The sequence below is a fragment of the Paenibacillus sp. 23TSA30-6 genome (assembly GCF_014858585.1).
Taxonomy (GTDB): domain Bacteria; phylum Bacillota; class Bacilli; order Paenibacillales; family Paenibacillaceae; genus Paenibacillus.
On record NZ_SLTL01000010.1, the window covers coordinates 112,665 to 128,592 of the forward strand.

The following is a 15,928-nucleotide window of genomic DNA, read 5'->3' on the forward strand; positions in this document are numbered from 1 at the left end:
GTTGCAATTTCAAGAAACCATTCTCACTAAGCTCAAGTTGAGTCCTTGTTGATTTTCAAACAAAGCAAATAAACTGCCATGAGCTATAGTTGCTTGGCAGTTTATTTGCTTTAGAACCTGTGTATCCGTTGAGAATGCCTATTCCTCTCCGGTAGCCACCGGATTTTCCTCATAGCTGATCCAGTCGCTCCAACTGCCCTCATATGTTATAACGTCTGATTATCATGACGCCTATGTTACAATAGGGTGACAAAGGGGGAGTCATTATTGAATAAACAAAAAATAGTGATTATTGGCGCAGGGATTGTCGGGGCGTCCGTGGCCTATCATCTGGCCAAACGAAATCAAGATGTAACAGTTATTGAACGACACCCCGCCGCGGCGCGTGAAGTCACGGAAAAATCTTTTGCCTGGATACATACGACTCATAGGGTGGCTCCCGAATACTGGCATTTGTACGATGCAGCTTTGGAAGAATATCATGCGCTTCAGCAAGAGCTGTCCGAACTGAAAATTCATTGGCATGGAGCGCTGACTTGGGGCACTCCGCCCCTAAGGGAGCAACTCCACTTTCAAAAATTAAACCGGGAGCAGCTTGAGGCATTGGAGCCGAATCTGAAGGAATATCCGGATGAAGCGATGTTTGCCAGCGAAGAAGGTGCGGTGGACCCTATAGGGGTAACGGAGCTGTTGTTGAGCAAAGCGCAGGAGTACGGAGCAAAGGTTCAGTTCGGTACCAACGTTACACAGCTGCAGCAAGAAGATTCCCGCCTGGTCGGCGTCCATACGTCCAAGGGTTTTCTGGAGTCGGATGTCGTGGTATTGGCCGCAGGTACAGGCATACCCGAACTTTGCAACCCGTTAGGTTGTCCCGTGCCGGTAACGTCGTCGCCTTCCATTCTGATTCGGATGAAAACTGCGAATAAACTGATACGCACATTAATCTCAAATGCGCAATTTGAAGCGCGTCAACTGACGGATTATACGCTGCTGGCTGCGGAAGATTATATCGACGAGTCGGAGGAAAACGGACCAGAGGCGGTCGGTAAGCGAGCGTTCGACACGTTGCGTCGCAGTCTGAAGGACGGGAATCAACTGGAACTGGAAAGCATAAAGGTCGGGATGAGACCAATGCCTGAAGACGGCTATCCGATCGTGGGCTTCCAAGATCACATAAAGGGACTTTATCTGGCGGTGATGCATTCTGCGATTACGCTGGCGCCGCTGATTGCGCATCTGGCTGCAAGTGAAATAATCGATCGGGAATCAAGAAGTGAATTAGACCCTTGTCGACTCTCCCGATTTTAGGACCACTTGAGGGATGTTCTCGCTGTTTCTCGCGCGTGAGGTTGTGAATCAAGTGGAATCGCATGTACGTGAGGTGCTGTAGGACAATATACAGCTCCAGCATGACGATGGTGGTCGTCCGACCACGAGCAAAATCACAGTGTCTTTCAACTTTCAAAAGGTGGGGGCCAGAATGTAGAATACAAAGCTTCCCAAAATCAACATTACCGTTTTGTAAGTACGTTCACCTCCATTCGTTGACTCCGTGTTGACCTCGATACTCCTGAGCACAACGCAAAAGAGTACATCGCTACATGAGCGATGTACTCCAAATTACATACTGTATATCTACTTAAGCCTTCTACTCTTCCCCAGTCGCAATAGAATTCTCACTGTAAGAAATCCAACCGCTCCTGCTAAAGATATAACTTAGGAAATCGCTTGGTGATGTATTCAGACTTTACAAACTGCTATGCATCTTTCCGCTTTTACTCTTCCCCCACCACAATTGGATTCTCCTCATAAGAAATCCAATCGCTCCAGCTCCCCGGATATAACCGCACCTTACTAAATCCTGCCTCGCCCAAGGCCAGCACATTCGGGCAGGCGGATACGCCAGAACCGCAATACACGATAATTTCTGCATTTGGGTCAAGGTCGGCAAAGTGCTGCTGCAACTGTTCCGAATTTTTAAATGTACCCTTTTCGTCCAAAACCTCTTTCCAAAAGAAATTCACCGCACCGGGGATATGCCCCGCTGCTTGATCTATGGGCTCTTCCAGTCCCAGGTAGCGCGGCCGCTCTCTGGAGTCGATCAATATAGGTGAAAAACCGATATAGGAGCCAATAGGAACAGAACCTTCGGATATACGTTGTACTTCTTCCATACTTGTGAGCATTTGTGGCTGAACATTTGCCACAAAGGTCGAGGGAATGCGAATCGGCTGGTCTGCCGTAATTGGGAACTTCGCTTCCTTCCAGAAGCTGTAGCTTTCATCCAGCACATACACCTGCTCATGCCCCAAATAGCGCAGTAGCCACCAGAAGCGGGAGGCCATCATGCCGCCTTGATCATCGTAGGCGATGATGCGTGAAGAGGCGTTGATTCCGGCGCGACTCAGGCGCGCGGCAAGTGTGTCAGCATCCGGCAAAGGATGACGTCCACCATGTTCACCCAGAGGAGCCGTGAGGTCTTCCTCCAGGTCGAAGTGAACAGCCCCCGGAATATGATCCTCATTAAATTGAGCCCGTCCCGCTCCGGCTTGTCCGAGCAGAGAACGGCAGTCGGCGATGATGATATCTGGCTCATATAGTCGAGCTAACAGCCAGCGTTTGGATACAAGGGATTTCATAAGGGATTCCGCCTTTCCTTTTTATCATTAAGATTATTCAATTGAGTACCGTTCATGAAAATGGGGTAAATAAGTTAGGAGCCTGTCTTAAGGGGAAGCTCACTGGCAGGCAATTCACTTTGGTGGACAACTTGCTTCTTGAAATCCGTTCCGTATCGGATAAAAATCCATACCCCGAACAGAATGAAGAAGCCTGCACCAAATTGTAAGGCAGAAAGTTTTTCTCCTAGCAACACCCAAGCCAGCAGGGAAGAAATAACGGGTTCACCGAGTACCGCCATCGACACCGCTGTGGCGTTAATGTATTTGAGCAGCCAGTTAAACAGGTAATGGCCGAACAGCGTGGGCACAATGGCGAGCAACAGGAACAATCCCCATTCCCGTGGAGCATATCCGGTAAAGGGAATCGTGTTGATCACATTATACAGCGCAAGCGATGTGGCCGCGATGGCGAATACCCAAAAGTTATACACAAAGGCGCTCAAATGCTCGCGCAGATGCTTGCCCATCAGCATATGGATAGAGACGGCCACCATCCCCAGAAAAGATAAGGCATCTCCAAGCAAGGCTTGTCCCGAGGCATGAAAATCCCCGGCTCCGATCGCCAGCGAGCCAACAAAAGCCAGGCCCATTCCGATGAGCATAGCGCGGTTTGTGCCCGTGCGGAAAAACAAAAAAGAACCGAGCATGACAAGGATCGGCTCCAGTGTCATAATAACGGTAGAGCTTGCAACTGTGGTCAGTCGCAGCGAGCCCATCCAGAGCAAGAAGTGCAGCCCTAGTGCAATACCGGACCAGATGATTAGCATCCATTGCTTGCGAGTCAGGCTAAACAGCTCGGTGCGGTATTTCCAGACCAGAGGCAGCATGACCAGATTGGTCAGGTACAAGCGGTACATAGCGATGACGGACACCTCGGCTTCAGACCATCTTACGAAGATCGAGGAGAACGAAATAGCGATAATACCTACGATGTACAGTAGTTCAAAGGAAAATGACGGTTTGTGCGCTTGATTCATGTGACAGCTCCATCCAGTACGGAGGAAGAATAATACGTGTACGTTTCCTTCCATCGGTATCTCGAAAATTAGATTTAATACAGCCCATTATACCGTACCTGACATCTGCGTGGGATATAAAAAGCGGGAGCAGGAAGAAGGATTTTAAGTATGAAGCTGCGTAGAACTTTTGCCGCACAAACTCGTCTATCATAAGTGGAGGTGGATTTTATGAAAAAACGCAACACATTTTCAATCATACTGTTAACTGTAGTGTCAGTGCTGGCTCTGTCAGCCTGTGGAACGAAACCGCAAACCAATAATACCGCACCTCAAGGGGCAGACCAACCGCAGACGCAACAGCCACAAGTTAAACCGGAGCCAATCGCCGAGCCTGAGGTTAAAAAGGGAACAGGTGTATACAACGGAGCCGCTGACCCGCACACGGTTGAAATTGAAACCAATGGTGAAGCCCAGTCTTTCCAACTGGGTGACGGACTGGACACGGTGGTAGCCGGACTTGAGGAAGGCGATTCGGTCGCATTTGAATACAACGAAAAAGCAGTGGAAGGCGACGCGGTTGCCAAGCAACTGATTTTGACGAAAATTGAAAAAACAGAAACTGCAACAGACAGCACGCAAAACGGCAGCTCCGGTCAAGCAGTAGGCGGTGAACGCCCGAAAACTCAAGCTTTTGAGCTTGGCCTTGAAGGGAAAAAGGAAAAGCAGACCGCTACATTGGCTGAAGGAGGGGGATATTCACTGTATGTGTTTGACCCCATGTCCCTGTTTCCTGATCAAAACCGCGTAGCCTTAGCTGTAGATGATAACTATTACGCTGAAATTACGAAGCTGCCTTCCGATTTTAATCTGGACGAGCTTCAAAAGGAAGGCGAAAAGGATCTGTCTTCTATTGGTAAAGCGGTGAAAGTAGACAAAGCCAAAGTGCCTCAAGCGCTGACCAGCAGCCGTCTGTTCCTGCAAGCGAACGGTTCGAAGGCCACACGCCAATATATTGTTGTAGAAAATAAAACAGGCGGCTTCATCGTGAAGGTAAACATTCCTCAGGGCGAGCCTGCCGAGGGCTTCGAATCCTTCATTTATACATCGCTGGAGAGCCTACAAGCCAACAAGTAACTCGAATCCGTAATTGCGAGACCTGCACTTTTGTGCTATAAAGGATGAGAGAATAAGATCATTCCGGCTTGCGAAGTCGTATGAAGCGATGAAGGAGTTGTTCGATTTACTATGTCCATCGAAATGAATACACAAGAAGTCATCAACGTGATTAAAAACAGTAAGAAAAAAACACCTGTTAAAGTATATGTAAAAGGGGCTTTGGCTTCCGCATCATTCGGCGAGAATGTTCAAGCTTTTATTTCCGGAGACAGCGGCGTTGTATTTGGCGATTGGGCCGACATCAAGCCTGTATTGGACAGCGTTAACGCTAAAGAAGAAGACTATGTGGTGGAAAACGACCGCCGCAATTCCGCAGTGCCTATGCTCGATCTGAAAGGCATCAATGCCCGCATCGAGCCAGGCGCGTATATTCGCGATATGGTTGGTATCGGTAATAACGCAGTCATTATGATGGGTGCAGTCATTAACATCGGTGTCACCATTGGTGAAGGCACAATGATTGATATGAATGCTGTACTGGGCGGTCGTGTTAAAGTAGGTAACATGTGTCACATCGGTGCAGGCGTAGTCCTTGCGGGTGTTATTGAACCTCCATCTGCACAGCCTGTTGTGGTAGAAGACGATGTATTGATCGGTGCGAATGCAGTCGTATTGGAAGGCGTGCGAATCGGCAAAGGTGCAGTCGTTGCAGCCGGAGCTGTCGTAACCGAAGATGTACCTGAATACTCCGTAGTTGCCGGTACACCTGCACGTGTGATCAAACAGGTCGACGATAAGACCAAATCAAAAACTGAAATCTTGAAAGACCTGCGCGTTCTGTAAGATTGAAAAAAGAATTTTTAAATGCACAAAAGGTGAACGATTCCTTGTTAGTGGCATGATGCATTGACAGCACAATTTAGGGACGAAGCACAACGGACAAGGCTCGGCGGCTGCGCCGGGCTTTTGTCCTTTTGTTCTTTTGTCTGATAAACCTGATAAGTTAGGAAAAGGAGGCGGATCAGCGGAATGAGCACGGTCGATTATCTTTCTTTTGTTCAAATACGAAGGGATTTGCATCAAATTCCCGAGCCAGGTTTTGAGGAATTTAAAACACAGCAATATCTGCTGAATTATTTGGCAACGCTCCCTCAGGAGCATCTGGACATACGTACATGGCGTACTGGCGTACTGGTGTTGATTCATGGAACGGCTCCTGCACGTCGATATGGATATCGCTGCGATATGGATGGTTTGCCAATTGTGGAAGAGACGGGCTATGATTTCCGTTCGACCCATCCCGGCTACATGCATGCTTGCGGTCATGATTTACATATGACGATTGGATTGGGTATTGTTTCTCACTTTGCAAACCAGCCGATCAAGGACGATCTGGTTGTGATATTTCAACCCGCCGAGGAAGGACCGGGCGGAGCGTTGCCGATGCGGGACAGCAGCGAGCTGGCAGACTGGATGCCAGATGAAATTGTGGCACTGCATGTTGCACCGGAGTATCCGGTGGGTACGATTGCAACTCGCCCCGGCATTTTGTTTGCGAACACATCAGAGCTGTTTATCGATCTGAAGGGTACAGGCGGACACGCGGCATATCCACACAAAGCGAATGATATGGTGGTGGCGGCCTGTCAGTTGGTTGGACAATTGCAAACGGTTGTAGCCCGTAATGTGAACCCGCTGGATTCAGCGGTCATTACGATTGGCAAGGTCAGCGGCGGTACGAAGCAGAACATTATTGCTGAAACAGCCCGTTTGGAGGGTACCATTCGCACGTTATCCGCCGATACGATGACACTGGTTAAATCACGGATTGAAGCGCTGGTGCGCGGTGTTGAAGCTGGGTTTGAATGCCATGCAGAAATTCATTATGGCTCAAATTATTTGCAAGTGTTCAATGAAGCCAAGGTGACAGAGGAATTTATGAACTGGGTCCGTGAACGGCAGGATGTACAGCTCATTGAATGTGCGGAAGCGATGACCGGAGAGGATTTTGGATATTTTCTGGAGCGAATTCCGGGGCTGATGTTCTGGCTTGGCGTTGATACGCCTTATGGTCTGCATCATGCCAAGCTGGAGCCTGCAGAGGAAGCCATTGGTGTGGCGATTCGTGTATTGACAGACTATTTTACATGGAAATCTCAAGGTTCAATGATAGGCTCTGAGTAAATAGGTTTAATGAAGTGAATGAAATGGAATGAAGTCGAATATTGAGGGAGGGTGTTATGGGAGAGCAAACCATCATCCGATTCGAACGGGTGACCAAGCAATATGACAACGATCCACCGGTGCTGGCTGATGTCAGCTTTGAGATTGAACGTGGCAAATTCTATACGCTGCTGGGGCCCTCCGGCTGCGGTAAGACGACAATTTTGCGTATGATTGCGGGTTTTGCAGAGCCGACGGAAGGCTCGATTTATTTGAATGACAAGCTGATTAATCGTGTTCCAGCCAACGAACGGCAGGTCAATACGGTTTTTCAGGACTATGCCTTATTTCCACATCTGAATGTGTTTGAAAATGTGGCTTTCGGTCTGAGAATCAAAAAGATGAACAAAAAGGCCATTCAGGAGAAGGTTGCGCAGGCATTATCCTTTGTCAATCTGGAGGGCTACGACGAACGGGAAATTTCTGAAATGTCCGGAGGGCAACGCCAGCGTGTTGCCATTGCACGGGCCATTGTCAATGAGCCGGACGTTCTGCTGCTGGATGAGCCGCTGTCTGCACTGGATTTGAAGCTGCGGACAGAAATGCAGTACATTTTGCGTGAAATGCAGCAGCGTCTTGGAATCACCTTTATTTTTGTAACGCATGATCAGGAAGAAGCGCTGGCCATGTCGGACGAAATTTTTGTTATGAACAAAGGGAAGATTGAGCAGAGCGGTACGCCGAATGATATTTATGATGAACCGATCAATCGGTTTGTTGCGGATTTTATCGGGGAATCCAATATTGTGCCAGGACGCATGATCGCAGATTATCAGGTGGAGTTTAACGGTCGGCAGTTTGAATGTGTCGATGGAGGATTACGCCCGAATGAACCGATTGAAATTGTGATTCGACCCGAGGATTTGGAGATTACAACCGTTACAGAGGGCAAACTGCGAGTAAAGGTGGATACCCAGTTGTTCCGTGGTGTTCACTATGAAATTAGCTGCTATGATGATTCCGGTCAGGAGTGGCTGGTACATTCTACCAAAAAAGCGGAGCTGGGCAGCGAAATCGGTCTCCATTTTGACCCGGAAGCGATCCATGTGATGCGGTTCGGGGAAACAGAGGAAGAATTTGATCGGCGTCTGGAGGCCTATGAAGAGGTGGAGCAGCATGTCCGGTAATACGAGAGCAGCGTATCTGCTGCCTTACTATTTATGGATTGTGCTGTTCGTGGCAGCCCCGGTCGTGCTTGTATTTTACTATTCGCTATTTGATGTAGACGGTCATTTCACGTTCAGTAACTATGTACAATTTCTGACCCCTGTCTATTTGAGCATGACGCTTAGCTCGTTTTGGTATGCGTTGTTGATTACGGTATTTTCGCTGTTGGTGGCTTATCCGGCGGCGTATTTGCTGACCCGAACCAAACATAAGCAACTGTGGCTGTTGCTCATTATTTTACCGACGTGGATTAACTTACTGCTTAAAACATATGCTTTTATCGGAATTTTTGGTACGTATGGTCCGGTGAATGCTGTGTTGGGCTTGGTCGGACTGGGTGGTCAGCAATTATTGTTTACCAGTTCCAGCTTTGTGTTTGTATCGGTTTATATTTTTGTGCCGTTTATGATTTTGCCCATCTATAATGCGCTGGAAGGGTTGAATCCTTCACTGCTGGACGCCGCGCGTGATCTGGGCGCTTCCAAGTGGACGGCGTTTCGCCGGGTCATTTTCCCATTAACGCTATCAGGTGTGCGATCCGGGTGTATGGCGGTATTCATCCCGGCGCTGTCGCTGTTTATGATTACTCGTCTGATTGCGGGCAACCGCGTCATTACATTGGGAACGGCGATTGAGCAGCATTTTCTGGTCACACAGGATTGGGGTATGGGCTCTACGGTTGCGGTGTTCCTGATTTTGGCGATGGCAATCATTATGCTGATTACCTCGGGAACGAAACGGAGGGTGCGGCATGGCAAATAAAAACCGGTTCGGGAATATTTATTTGGTGCTCGTCTTTCTTGTGTTGTATGCACCTATTTTGTACTTGATGTATTATTCGTTCAATAGCGGCGGGACGATGCACGAATTTGAAGGCTTTACGCTCCAATACTATAAAGAGGTGTTTGCAGACACTCGGCTGATTATTATTGTCATTAATACTTTGGTCATTGCGTTGCTATCATCTGCGCTGGCCACGATTATTGGCATCATGGGAGCGTTGGCTATTCACCAGATGCAGAACCGTCGGGTTAAAAATACACTGTTGTCGCTCAACAATGTGCTGATCGTGAACCCGGACGTCATTATTGGCGCATCCTTCCTCATTTTGTTCACGATGGTGGGGATCAAGCTGGGCTTTTACTCGGTGTTGCTGTCCCATATTGCATTTAGTGTGCCGATTGCGGTCATTATGATTTTGCCACGGCTTCAGGAAATGAGTCCATCGCTGGTGGATGCGGCCCGGGATTTGGGTGCCAGCCGGATGGATGTGCTAACCAAGGTGATTTTACCTTTTATCAAGCCGGGGATTTACGCGGGCTTCTTTATGGCGCTAACCTACTCGCTGGACGATTTTGCGGTGACCTTTTTTGTGACAGGCAGCGGCTATTCTACCTTATCAGTGGAAATTTACTCGCGTGCCCGCCAGGGGGTTTCCCTGTCTATCAATGCGCTGTCCACGCTCATTTTCCTGTTTACCGTGCTGTTGGTGGTGGGTTACTACTTTATTATGCGCAAGGCGAATCGGAATGGGAAAAAGGAGCCTGCGGCGGAAATGGGGGTACCTAGATGAAGTCGCTTGTGCGCGTGTTTCTGTCGATTTTTATCATCTCGTTCGGTCTGATGGGGGTGGCGGCATGGCTGAACTCCAGTCAAGGCTATTCCGGTGGCAATACGCTGACGGTCTACAACTGGGGAGACTATATCGACCCTGAGCTGCTGGCAAGGTTCCAGAAGGAGACGGGGATTACCGTCATTTATCAGACGTTCGACTCCAATGAGGCGATGCTGACGAAAATTGAGCAGGGAGGAACATCGTTTGATGTAGCGGTTCCTTCGGAGTATGCTCTGGCTAAAATGAAGCAGGAGCACCTGTTGCTCCCGCTGGATCACAGCAAGCTGCCGAATTTGAAGCATGTGGATGCTCATTTTCTGAACCTTTCGTTTGACCCGAAAAACCAATACTCTGTGCCGTATTTTTGGGGTACGGTTGGGATTGTGTTCAACCCGGAGCTAACGAAGGGCATTGATTTTCATAGCTGGGATGGTCTGTGGAATCCAAAGCTGCGTAACAACCTCCTGCTGGTCGATGGTGCGAGGGAAGTCGTGGGTATGTCACTGAACAGCCTTCACTATTCCTTGAACGACACGAATGAGGCGCATTTGCAGCAAGCTTTAGCGAAGCTGGAGAAATTAGCGCCCAATGTCAAGGCCGTTGTCGGTGACGAGATTAAAATGCTGCTGGCAAACGAGGAAGCTGCTGCCGGGATTGTGTGGTCCGGCGATGCGTCCGAAATCATGGATGAGAACGACAAGCTGGATTACATCGTGCCGGATGAAGGCTCCAACCTGTGGTTTGATAACATGGTTATTCCGAAAACCGCCACCCATGTGGACGCGGCCCATAAGTTCATCAATTTCATGATGCAGCCCGATGTAGCCGCCCAAAATGCCGAATTTGTAGGCTACTCCACACCTAACGCGGATGGAAAGAAGCTGTTGCCCGAAGATATATCCGGTGATGAGCGCTTCTATCCACCATCTGAAATTACGGATAAGCTGGAGGTTTACGACAACCTGGGCAAGCGGATGCTGGCTCATTACAATGAACTGTTCCTGCAATTCAAAATGCATTTAAAGTAAGAGAGTGGCGGGGGCGCGTGGATTCAGGTTTGAGCTTTAAAGGACGCTGCGGGGGCGGATGGTGCTTACCATCGCTGTTAAATTCCGATTTTTTGATTTGAAGTCTAAAGGTGAAAATCGGAATTTAAAGGCGAACGCTTCGCTTGTCCAGCACCATTCCGCCCCCTCCGCTGCGCTGTGCTTAAAGCTTGCACCCATGAATCTCTACGCCGATGGTGAGGGAGTAGTAGGTGAACGAACAAGCCCTTGAACCACCTGTACGGGTGATTCAAGGGCTTGTTTTTGTTTACTCACCGCGCAAAGCGGTGAGAGGGGCACTTCTTCCCACCCTATGCCCCACACACGTTAGAGACTTGTGGGACTTTAAGGCGTAGCGCCTCCCCCCACCTTAACTCCTCGCAATTCCTTTAACAAACATTTCTATTTTATCCAATCCCTGTTCCAGCACATCCTGTCCGTAAGCATAGGACAACCGAATGTACCCTTCGCCATAGGAGGAAAAGGCATCTCCGGGCACGACAGCCACCCCATGCTCTTCCAGCAGCTTCAGGGTGAAATCCATCGAGCTTAAGCCAAAATGGGCGATGGAAGGGAATAGATAAAAGGCTCCCTCGGGCTTTTCAAGTGGAATGCCCATGTCGGTTAGCCTTCCATGTACATAGTCACGGCGCTTGCGGTATTCTTCACGCATCGGAAGTGCATCGTCGACACCGACGGTCAAGGCTTCCAGTGCAGCATATTGGCTGATCGAGCTGGCGCAGGTCACGTTGTACTGATGAACCTTGACCATATGCTGTGTAATTGCAGCGGGTGCAAGCGTAAAACCAATCCGCCAGCCCGTCATGGAGTGCGATTTGGATAGGCCGTTGATGACGATGGTGCGTTCCCGCATGCCTGGAAGGGCAGCAATAGACACGTGTGACGCATCGTAAATCAGTTCGCTGTATATCTCATCTGAAATGATAAACAGATCACGGTCTCTCAGCAAATCTGCGACGGCTTCCAGCTCTTCGCGGCTCATCACTCGTCCGGTTGGGTTTGAAGGATATCCGAGGATGACGGCTTTCGTCCGTTCGGTCAAATAAGGCTCCAGTATCTCAGCAGTCAGCTTAAAGCCGCTTTTGCGGGTATCAGCCAGCACGGGCACCCCACCTGACAAGCGAATCAAAGGCTCGTATCCTGGGTAGATGGGCACAGGCAAAATGACCTCGTCACCGGGTGACAAAATGGTACGCAGGGCAATATCCAGCGCTTCGCTGGCTCCGTTCGTTACGATAACCTCATCCTGTCCACGGTAATTCAGTCCGTATTTATGCGCTACAAACGCCACGGCCGCTTCCCGTAGCTCGGGCAGTCCCGGGTTTGGCGTATAGGACGTGCGTCCTTCGTTAATCGCCCGGTGGGCAGCCTCCATAATATGCGAAGGGGTAGGGAAATCCGGCTGTCCGATCGTTAAAGACAGGGTTCCGGGCAATGCGGCCACTTTATTGGCAATTTTGCGGATGCCGCTGATTTGAATGTTTTTAACCTGATCGTTAAGCAAGTGCTCCATAGCGTGTGTGCCACCTTTTTCTGTATTAGAACAAGTTTACAATAATTTGATCTCATTATGCTACGGCAGGAGCCATTCATTTTACATAATTCAGGTACTGGTTTGACTATTTTATGGTATGTTTAAATATGGAATATATATTGTAAGCGTGATCATAGCTAAAATTGGGAGGAGCGCATCTTTTGATGAAACAAGAATACATAGCAGTAACGTTACCCAGGAAATTAAAAAGGTTCGGGGTCGCATGGCTTAGTGTGGCACTGGTGCTGTCGGGTGGAGGGCCGGGGTTACTGTTCGATGGAAAAGCTTCAGCAGAGCCTGCATCTTTAGTAGAAACGGGGGTACCATCATCACCCACGACTGTAGCAGCCAGTGTATATGCAGATGTCTATGTGCCGGAGAAGCTCCGTATCCATGATATACAGGGAGCAGCCCATCGTTCACCTTATGAGGGGAAAAAGGTAACGGATGTCGAAGGAATTGTGACGATGGTGAAGGGAAGCAGCTTCTTTATGCAGGAGGCGGACGATAAGGTGGATCAGGATGAAAAAACATCCGAGGCCATTTTAGTGTACAAGCCTGGCAGCGGTGTGCAGGTTGGGGATGAGGTATGGGTAAGCGGCTCTATGAAGGAATATACGGAAAGAACCTATGCCAGCAAGCCGGTAGACCTGACGACCACGGAAATTGTAGCTTCTTCGGTTTCGGTGGTCGCCAAGGACCGTCCACTGCCGTCTCCGATTTTGCTTGGAAAAGAGGGGCGTGTGATGCCGAAATCTGTTGTGGATAATGACGGAATGACGGTGTTCGATCCACAGGAGGATGGTTTGGACTATTTTGAAAGTCTGGAGGCCATGCGTGTTGAGTTGAGAGATGCGCGTGTAATCGGTCCTTATGGTTATGAAATTCCGGTCAGGATTGATAACGGGACGGACACAGGCGAGGTATTGACTGAAGCAGGGGGATTGATGCTGACTGAAGCAAGTTTGAATCCGCAGCGGATTTTGATCGACGCCAAGCCCGCGGTTCCGTTGAAAACAGGAGATCGTTTTGCGGGTCCCATCACGGGAATTGTGAGCTACAGCTTTAGTAATTTCAAGCTGTTGCCTGAGCGTCTGCCAGATATTGTGTCAGGGGGTCTCCAGCCAGCCAACACACGTCTGGTACAGGATGATCGTAAGCTGACGGTTGCTTCCTTTAACGTGGAAAATTTCGATCCCGGTGATGGAAAACGGATTGATCAGCTCGGACAGGCCATCGCCGTGAATTTGAACCACCCGGATATCGTAGGGCTGTTGGAGGTTCAGGACAATAACGGCGAGAAGGATGACGGCACCACAGATGCTTCGGAAAGCTTTCGGGTGCTGATTGAGGCGATTCGTGCTCATGGGGGGCCGGAGTATGCTTTTACAGATATAGCACCTGAAAATAATAAGGATGGCGGCGCTCCCGGCGGCAATATTCGGGTCGGATTTCTCTACAATCCGCAACGTGTCACGCTGACGGATAAGTCGAAGGGAGATTCGGTTACATCGGTGACCTATGGAGAGCAGGGGCTTTCTCTCAATCCCGGTCGTATTGATCCGCTGAATGCGTCATTTGAATACTCACGCAAGCCGTTGGCTGCTGAATTTGAGTTTGAAGGTCAGCAGGTGATCGTGATCGCGAACCATTTTAATTCCAAAGGGGGCGATCAGGCGCCATTTGGAGGGATTCAGCCACCCGTACGAAGCAGCGAAATACAAAGGGCGAAGATTGCAACGATTGTGAATGGTTTTGTGAAGTCGGTGCTGGCTCAAAACCATCAGGCGAATATCGTCGTATTGGGAGATTTAAATGATTTTCAATTTTCCGAAACGCTCGCTTTGGTCCGGGGACAGGAATTGACGAATCTGGTAGATAAGCTGGATGAGAAGGAGCGGTATTCGTATATTTATGAGGGGAATTCGCAAACACTGGATCATTTGTTGGTCAGTCCGTCCATAAGTGAATCATCCGTGCTGGATATTGTTCATATCAATGCGGATTTTAGCGCCGCGGACGGGCGGGTAAGTGATCATGATCCATTGGTTGCTCAAATTGGCTTGCCACGCCAAACAGTGGAACCGCCAACAGATGGCGAGAGTGGTCGGAATAAAGATGATGACGATGATCAGCAGGAGAGCAATGGCAGCAACAACACCGGGAACAATAGTAGCGGTAACGCGAGTGGAACGACGAATAACGGACAGGGTGAGACTGCAAATAGCGGGCAGAATGGTAACGGTTCGTCAGGCGTTAATGTGGTGCAAGCCAAGTCCATAGTAACAGAGCAAAACGGACTGAAAAGAGCAGTCGCACAGGTACCAGCCGCTGACATACAAAATGCGATTCGGAACGGGGCGAACGGTACGCTCGTAGTCCGTGCAGGGGAGCAAGCGGATGTTAAGCTATTCGAAGTGATTCTAAACGGAGATGCTTTGGGTGCCGTCTTGAATGACCGTATTCACACCCTGCGAGTAGAAACGCCACAGGGAGGCTATGAAGTAGGAACAGGTCGTTTGTCTGTTCTAAAGCTGGCTGACACCTGGCAGGTGCCTGTAAAACAGATTTCCTTGAGCTTTACAGTTACGCCGAACGAAGGATTGGCTAAACGCACAGATATTCCGGCAGGGCGCAAGCTGGTGCGAGCTGTTGATGTTGTGGCGGAGTTGCGAAGCGAAGATGGACGCAAGCAGTCGTTGGCAGGTAGCGGTAATTTCGGTAAAGGGTATGAACGTTATCTTCTACGTGTTCCCGCAACGGTAGATATGTGTCAACTTGCTGTAGTGAAGGTATCCACCAACCAAGCCGGACAGTTGTCCTATCATCCGGTTCCGTTTACCGCTTCTGGTGAGGAACTGACTGTGTATGGACGTTCGGGTGGAACCTATGTCGTGCTGGATGGCGGGGAAACTAATGTAAGCAGATCGTTCAGCGATATTTCCGGTCATTGGGCGCAGCAGGACATTACACGCTTGGCTACGCGTCTGATTGTGGCAGGGGCAAATCAGTCAGCGTCCACCGCGAATGAGACTGGTGAGATGGGTTTATCGAACGTACGCTTTGAGCCGAATGGTCAGGTACAACGCTCGGAGCTGGCTACGATGCTGGTTCGTACGCTTGGACTGGAGCATTCAGATCGCACGGTGAAGGGCTTTGACGATGTACAATCGGAATTGTGGTATGCGGATTCGGTGCGTACCGCAGCCGCTGCTGGACTGATCAATGGCTATGCAGACGGCAGCTTCAGACCTGATGCTCCAATATCGAGGGAGGAGCTGGCTGTGATTGTAGAGCGAGTCCTGCGCTTCGCCGGGACTGCGGAAGATACAGCGGCAGGAAGTGTCTCAGCGTCATTATCAGATGCACAAGCCATTTCTACATGGGCAGCTCCGGCTGTCAATACTCTGTCCAGCGTGGGCATTATGAAGGGAGACGGGAAAGGCCGTTTTGCTCCAACTGCATCGGTGACGAGGGCAGAAGCAGCGGCTGTATTATCTCGAACTCTGGATAAGTTGAATTGGGAACAGTAATATAATGATTGAAATGTCAGATTGATTGACTTT

General features: G+C 49.4%; 12 protein-coding genes. 9 read left to right on the forward strand and 3 right to left on the reverse strand.

The window, feature by feature from the left end; all coding sequences use genetic code 11:
- The first annotated feature begins 267 nt into the window (after positions 1–267).
- A complete protein-coding gene (locus E0698_RS11675; protein ID WP_134913348.1) occupies positions 268–1,308 on the forward strand; it encodes an NAD(P)/FAD-dependent oxidoreductase in 1,041 nt (346 codons plus the stop codon).
- A 467-nt stretch (positions 1,309–1,775) separates the two neighbouring features.
- Here E0698_RS11675 and E0698_RS11680 read toward each other — a convergent pair whose 3' ends face one another.
- Entirely contained in the window at positions 1,776–2,639 is an 864-nt protein-coding gene (locus E0698_RS11680) for a sulfurtransferase (protein ID WP_192511656.1), read from the reverse strand.
- Positions 2,640–2,713: 74 nt separating this feature from the next.
- Positions 2,714–3,658 (reverse strand): DMT family transporter, encoded by a 945-nt coding sequence (locus tag E0698_RS11685; RefSeq protein ID WP_192511657.1) that lies wholly within the window; start codon positions 3,656–3,658, stop codon positions 2,714–2,716.
- 210 nt (positions 3,659–3,868) lie between these two features.
- Here E0698_RS11685 and E0698_RS11690 point away from each other — a divergent pair, with 210 nt between their 5' ends.
- The 7 genes from E0698_RS11690 to E0698_RS11720 all read left to right on the forward strand — a co-directional run bounded on the left by E0698_RS11690 (position 3,869) and on the right by E0698_RS11720 (position 10,789).
- Complete coding sequence (locus tag E0698_RS11690; protein ID WP_192511658.1) at positions 3,869–4,774, forward strand: hypothetical protein; 906 nt, start codon at positions 3,869–3,871, stop codon at positions 4,772–4,774.
- Between the two features lie 111 nt (positions 4,775–4,885).
- On the forward strand, positions 4,886–5,599 hold the full coding sequence (dapD, locus tag E0698_RS11695) for a 2,3,4,5-tetrahydropyridine-2,6-dicarboxylate N-acetyltransferase (RefSeq protein ID WP_134913353.1): 714 nt from the start codon (positions 4,886–4,888) through the stop codon (positions 5,597–5,599).
- Between the two features lie 186 nt (positions 5,600–5,785).
- Positions 5,786–6,940 (forward strand): N-acetyldiaminopimelate deacetylase, encoded by a 1,155-nt coding sequence (locus E0698_RS11700; protein WP_192511659.1) that lies wholly within the window; start codon positions 5,786–5,788, stop codon positions 6,938–6,940.
- 56 nt (positions 6,941–6,996) lie between these two features.
- The gene (locus tag E0698_RS11705) at positions 6,997–8,106 is read left to right on the forward strand and encodes an ABC transporter ATP-binding protein (protein ID WP_044647358.1); all 1,110 of its coding nucleotides are present in this window, start codon (positions 6,997–6,999) and stop codon (positions 8,104–8,106) included.
- A complete protein-coding gene (locus E0698_RS11710) occupies positions 8,096–8,908 on the forward strand; it encodes an ABC transporter permease (protein ID WP_025685656.1) in 813 nt (270 codons plus the stop codon). The genes E0698_RS11705 and E0698_RS11710 overlap by 11 nt, the downstream gene beginning before the upstream one ends.
- Entirely contained in the window at positions 8,898–9,719 is an 822-nt protein-coding gene (locus E0698_RS11715) for an ABC transporter permease (RefSeq protein ID WP_044647356.1), read from the forward strand. Before E0698_RS11710 ends, E0698_RS11715 begins: the two co-directional genes overlap by 11 nt.
- Positions 9,716–10,789 carry an ABC transporter substrate-binding protein gene (locus E0698_RS11720; protein WP_149093880.1) on the forward strand — a complete coding sequence of 358 codons (1,074 nt, stop codon included), beginning with the start codon at positions 9,716–9,718 and terminating at the stop codon, positions 10,787–10,789. The genes E0698_RS11715 and E0698_RS11720 overlap by 4 nt, the downstream gene beginning before the upstream one ends.
- A gap of 388 nt (positions 10,790–11,177) precedes the next feature.
- Here the strand turns inward: E0698_RS11720 and E0698_RS11725 are convergent, their stop codons facing one another.
- Entirely contained in the window at positions 11,178–12,341 is a 1,164-nt protein-coding gene (locus E0698_RS11725) for an aminotransferase A (protein WP_192511660.1), read from the reverse strand.
- Positions 12,342–12,526: 185 nt separating this feature from the next.
- On the opposite strand from E0698_RS11725, the gene E0698_RS11730 reads away from it, so the two are divergent.
- Positions 12,527–15,895 carry an S-layer homology domain-containing protein gene (locus tag E0698_RS11730; RefSeq protein ID WP_192511661.1) on the forward strand — a complete coding sequence of 1,123 codons (3,369 nt, stop codon included), beginning with the start codon at positions 12,527–12,529 and terminating at the stop codon, positions 15,893–15,895.
- The last annotated feature ends 33 nt before the right edge of the window (positions 15,896–15,928 follow it).

Excerpts from the sequence above, each read along its gene's own strand:
- E0698_RS11680 (WP_192511656.1), bottom strand. The coding sequence starts at position 2,639 with ATGAAATCCCTTGTATCCAAACGCTGGCTGTTAGCTCGACTATATGAG.
- E0698_RS11685 (WP_192511657.1), bottom strand. The coding sequence starts at position 3,658 with ATGAATCAAGCGCACAAACCGTCATTTTCCTTTGAACTACTGTACATC.
- E0698_RS11690 (WP_192511658.1), top strand. The coding sequence starts at position 3,869 with ATGAAAAAACGCAACACATTTTCAATCATACTGTTAACTGTAGTGTCA.
- dapD (WP_134913353.1), top strand. The coding sequence starts at position 4,886 with ATGTCCATCGAAATGAATACACAAGAAGTCATCAACGTGATTAAAAAC.
- E0698_RS11700 (WP_192511659.1), top strand. The coding sequence starts at position 5,786 with ATGAGCACGGTCGATTATCTTTCTTTTGTTCAAATACGAAGGGATTTG.
- E0698_RS11705 (WP_044647358.1), top strand. The coding sequence starts at position 6,997 with ATGGGAGAGCAAACCATCATCCGATTCGAACGGGTGACCAAGCAATAT.
- E0698_RS11710 (WP_025685656.1), top strand. The coding sequence starts at position 8,096 with ATGTCCGGTAATACGAGAGCAGCGTATCTGCTGCCTTACTATTTATGG.
- E0698_RS11715 (WP_044647356.1), top strand. The coding sequence starts at position 8,898 with ATGGCAAATAAAAACCGGTTCGGGAATATTTATTTGGTGCTCGTCTTT.
- E0698_RS11720 (WP_149093880.1), top strand. The coding sequence starts at position 9,716 with ATGAAGTCGCTTGTGCGCGTGTTTCTGTCGATTTTTATCATCTCGTTC.
- E0698_RS11725 (WP_192511660.1), bottom strand. The coding sequence starts at position 12,341 with ATGGAGCACTTGCTTAACGATCAGGTTAAAAACATTCAAATCAGCGGC.
- E0698_RS11730 (WP_192511661.1), top strand. The coding sequence starts at position 12,527 with ATGAAACAAGAATACATAGCAGTAACGTTACCCAGGAAATTAAAAAGG.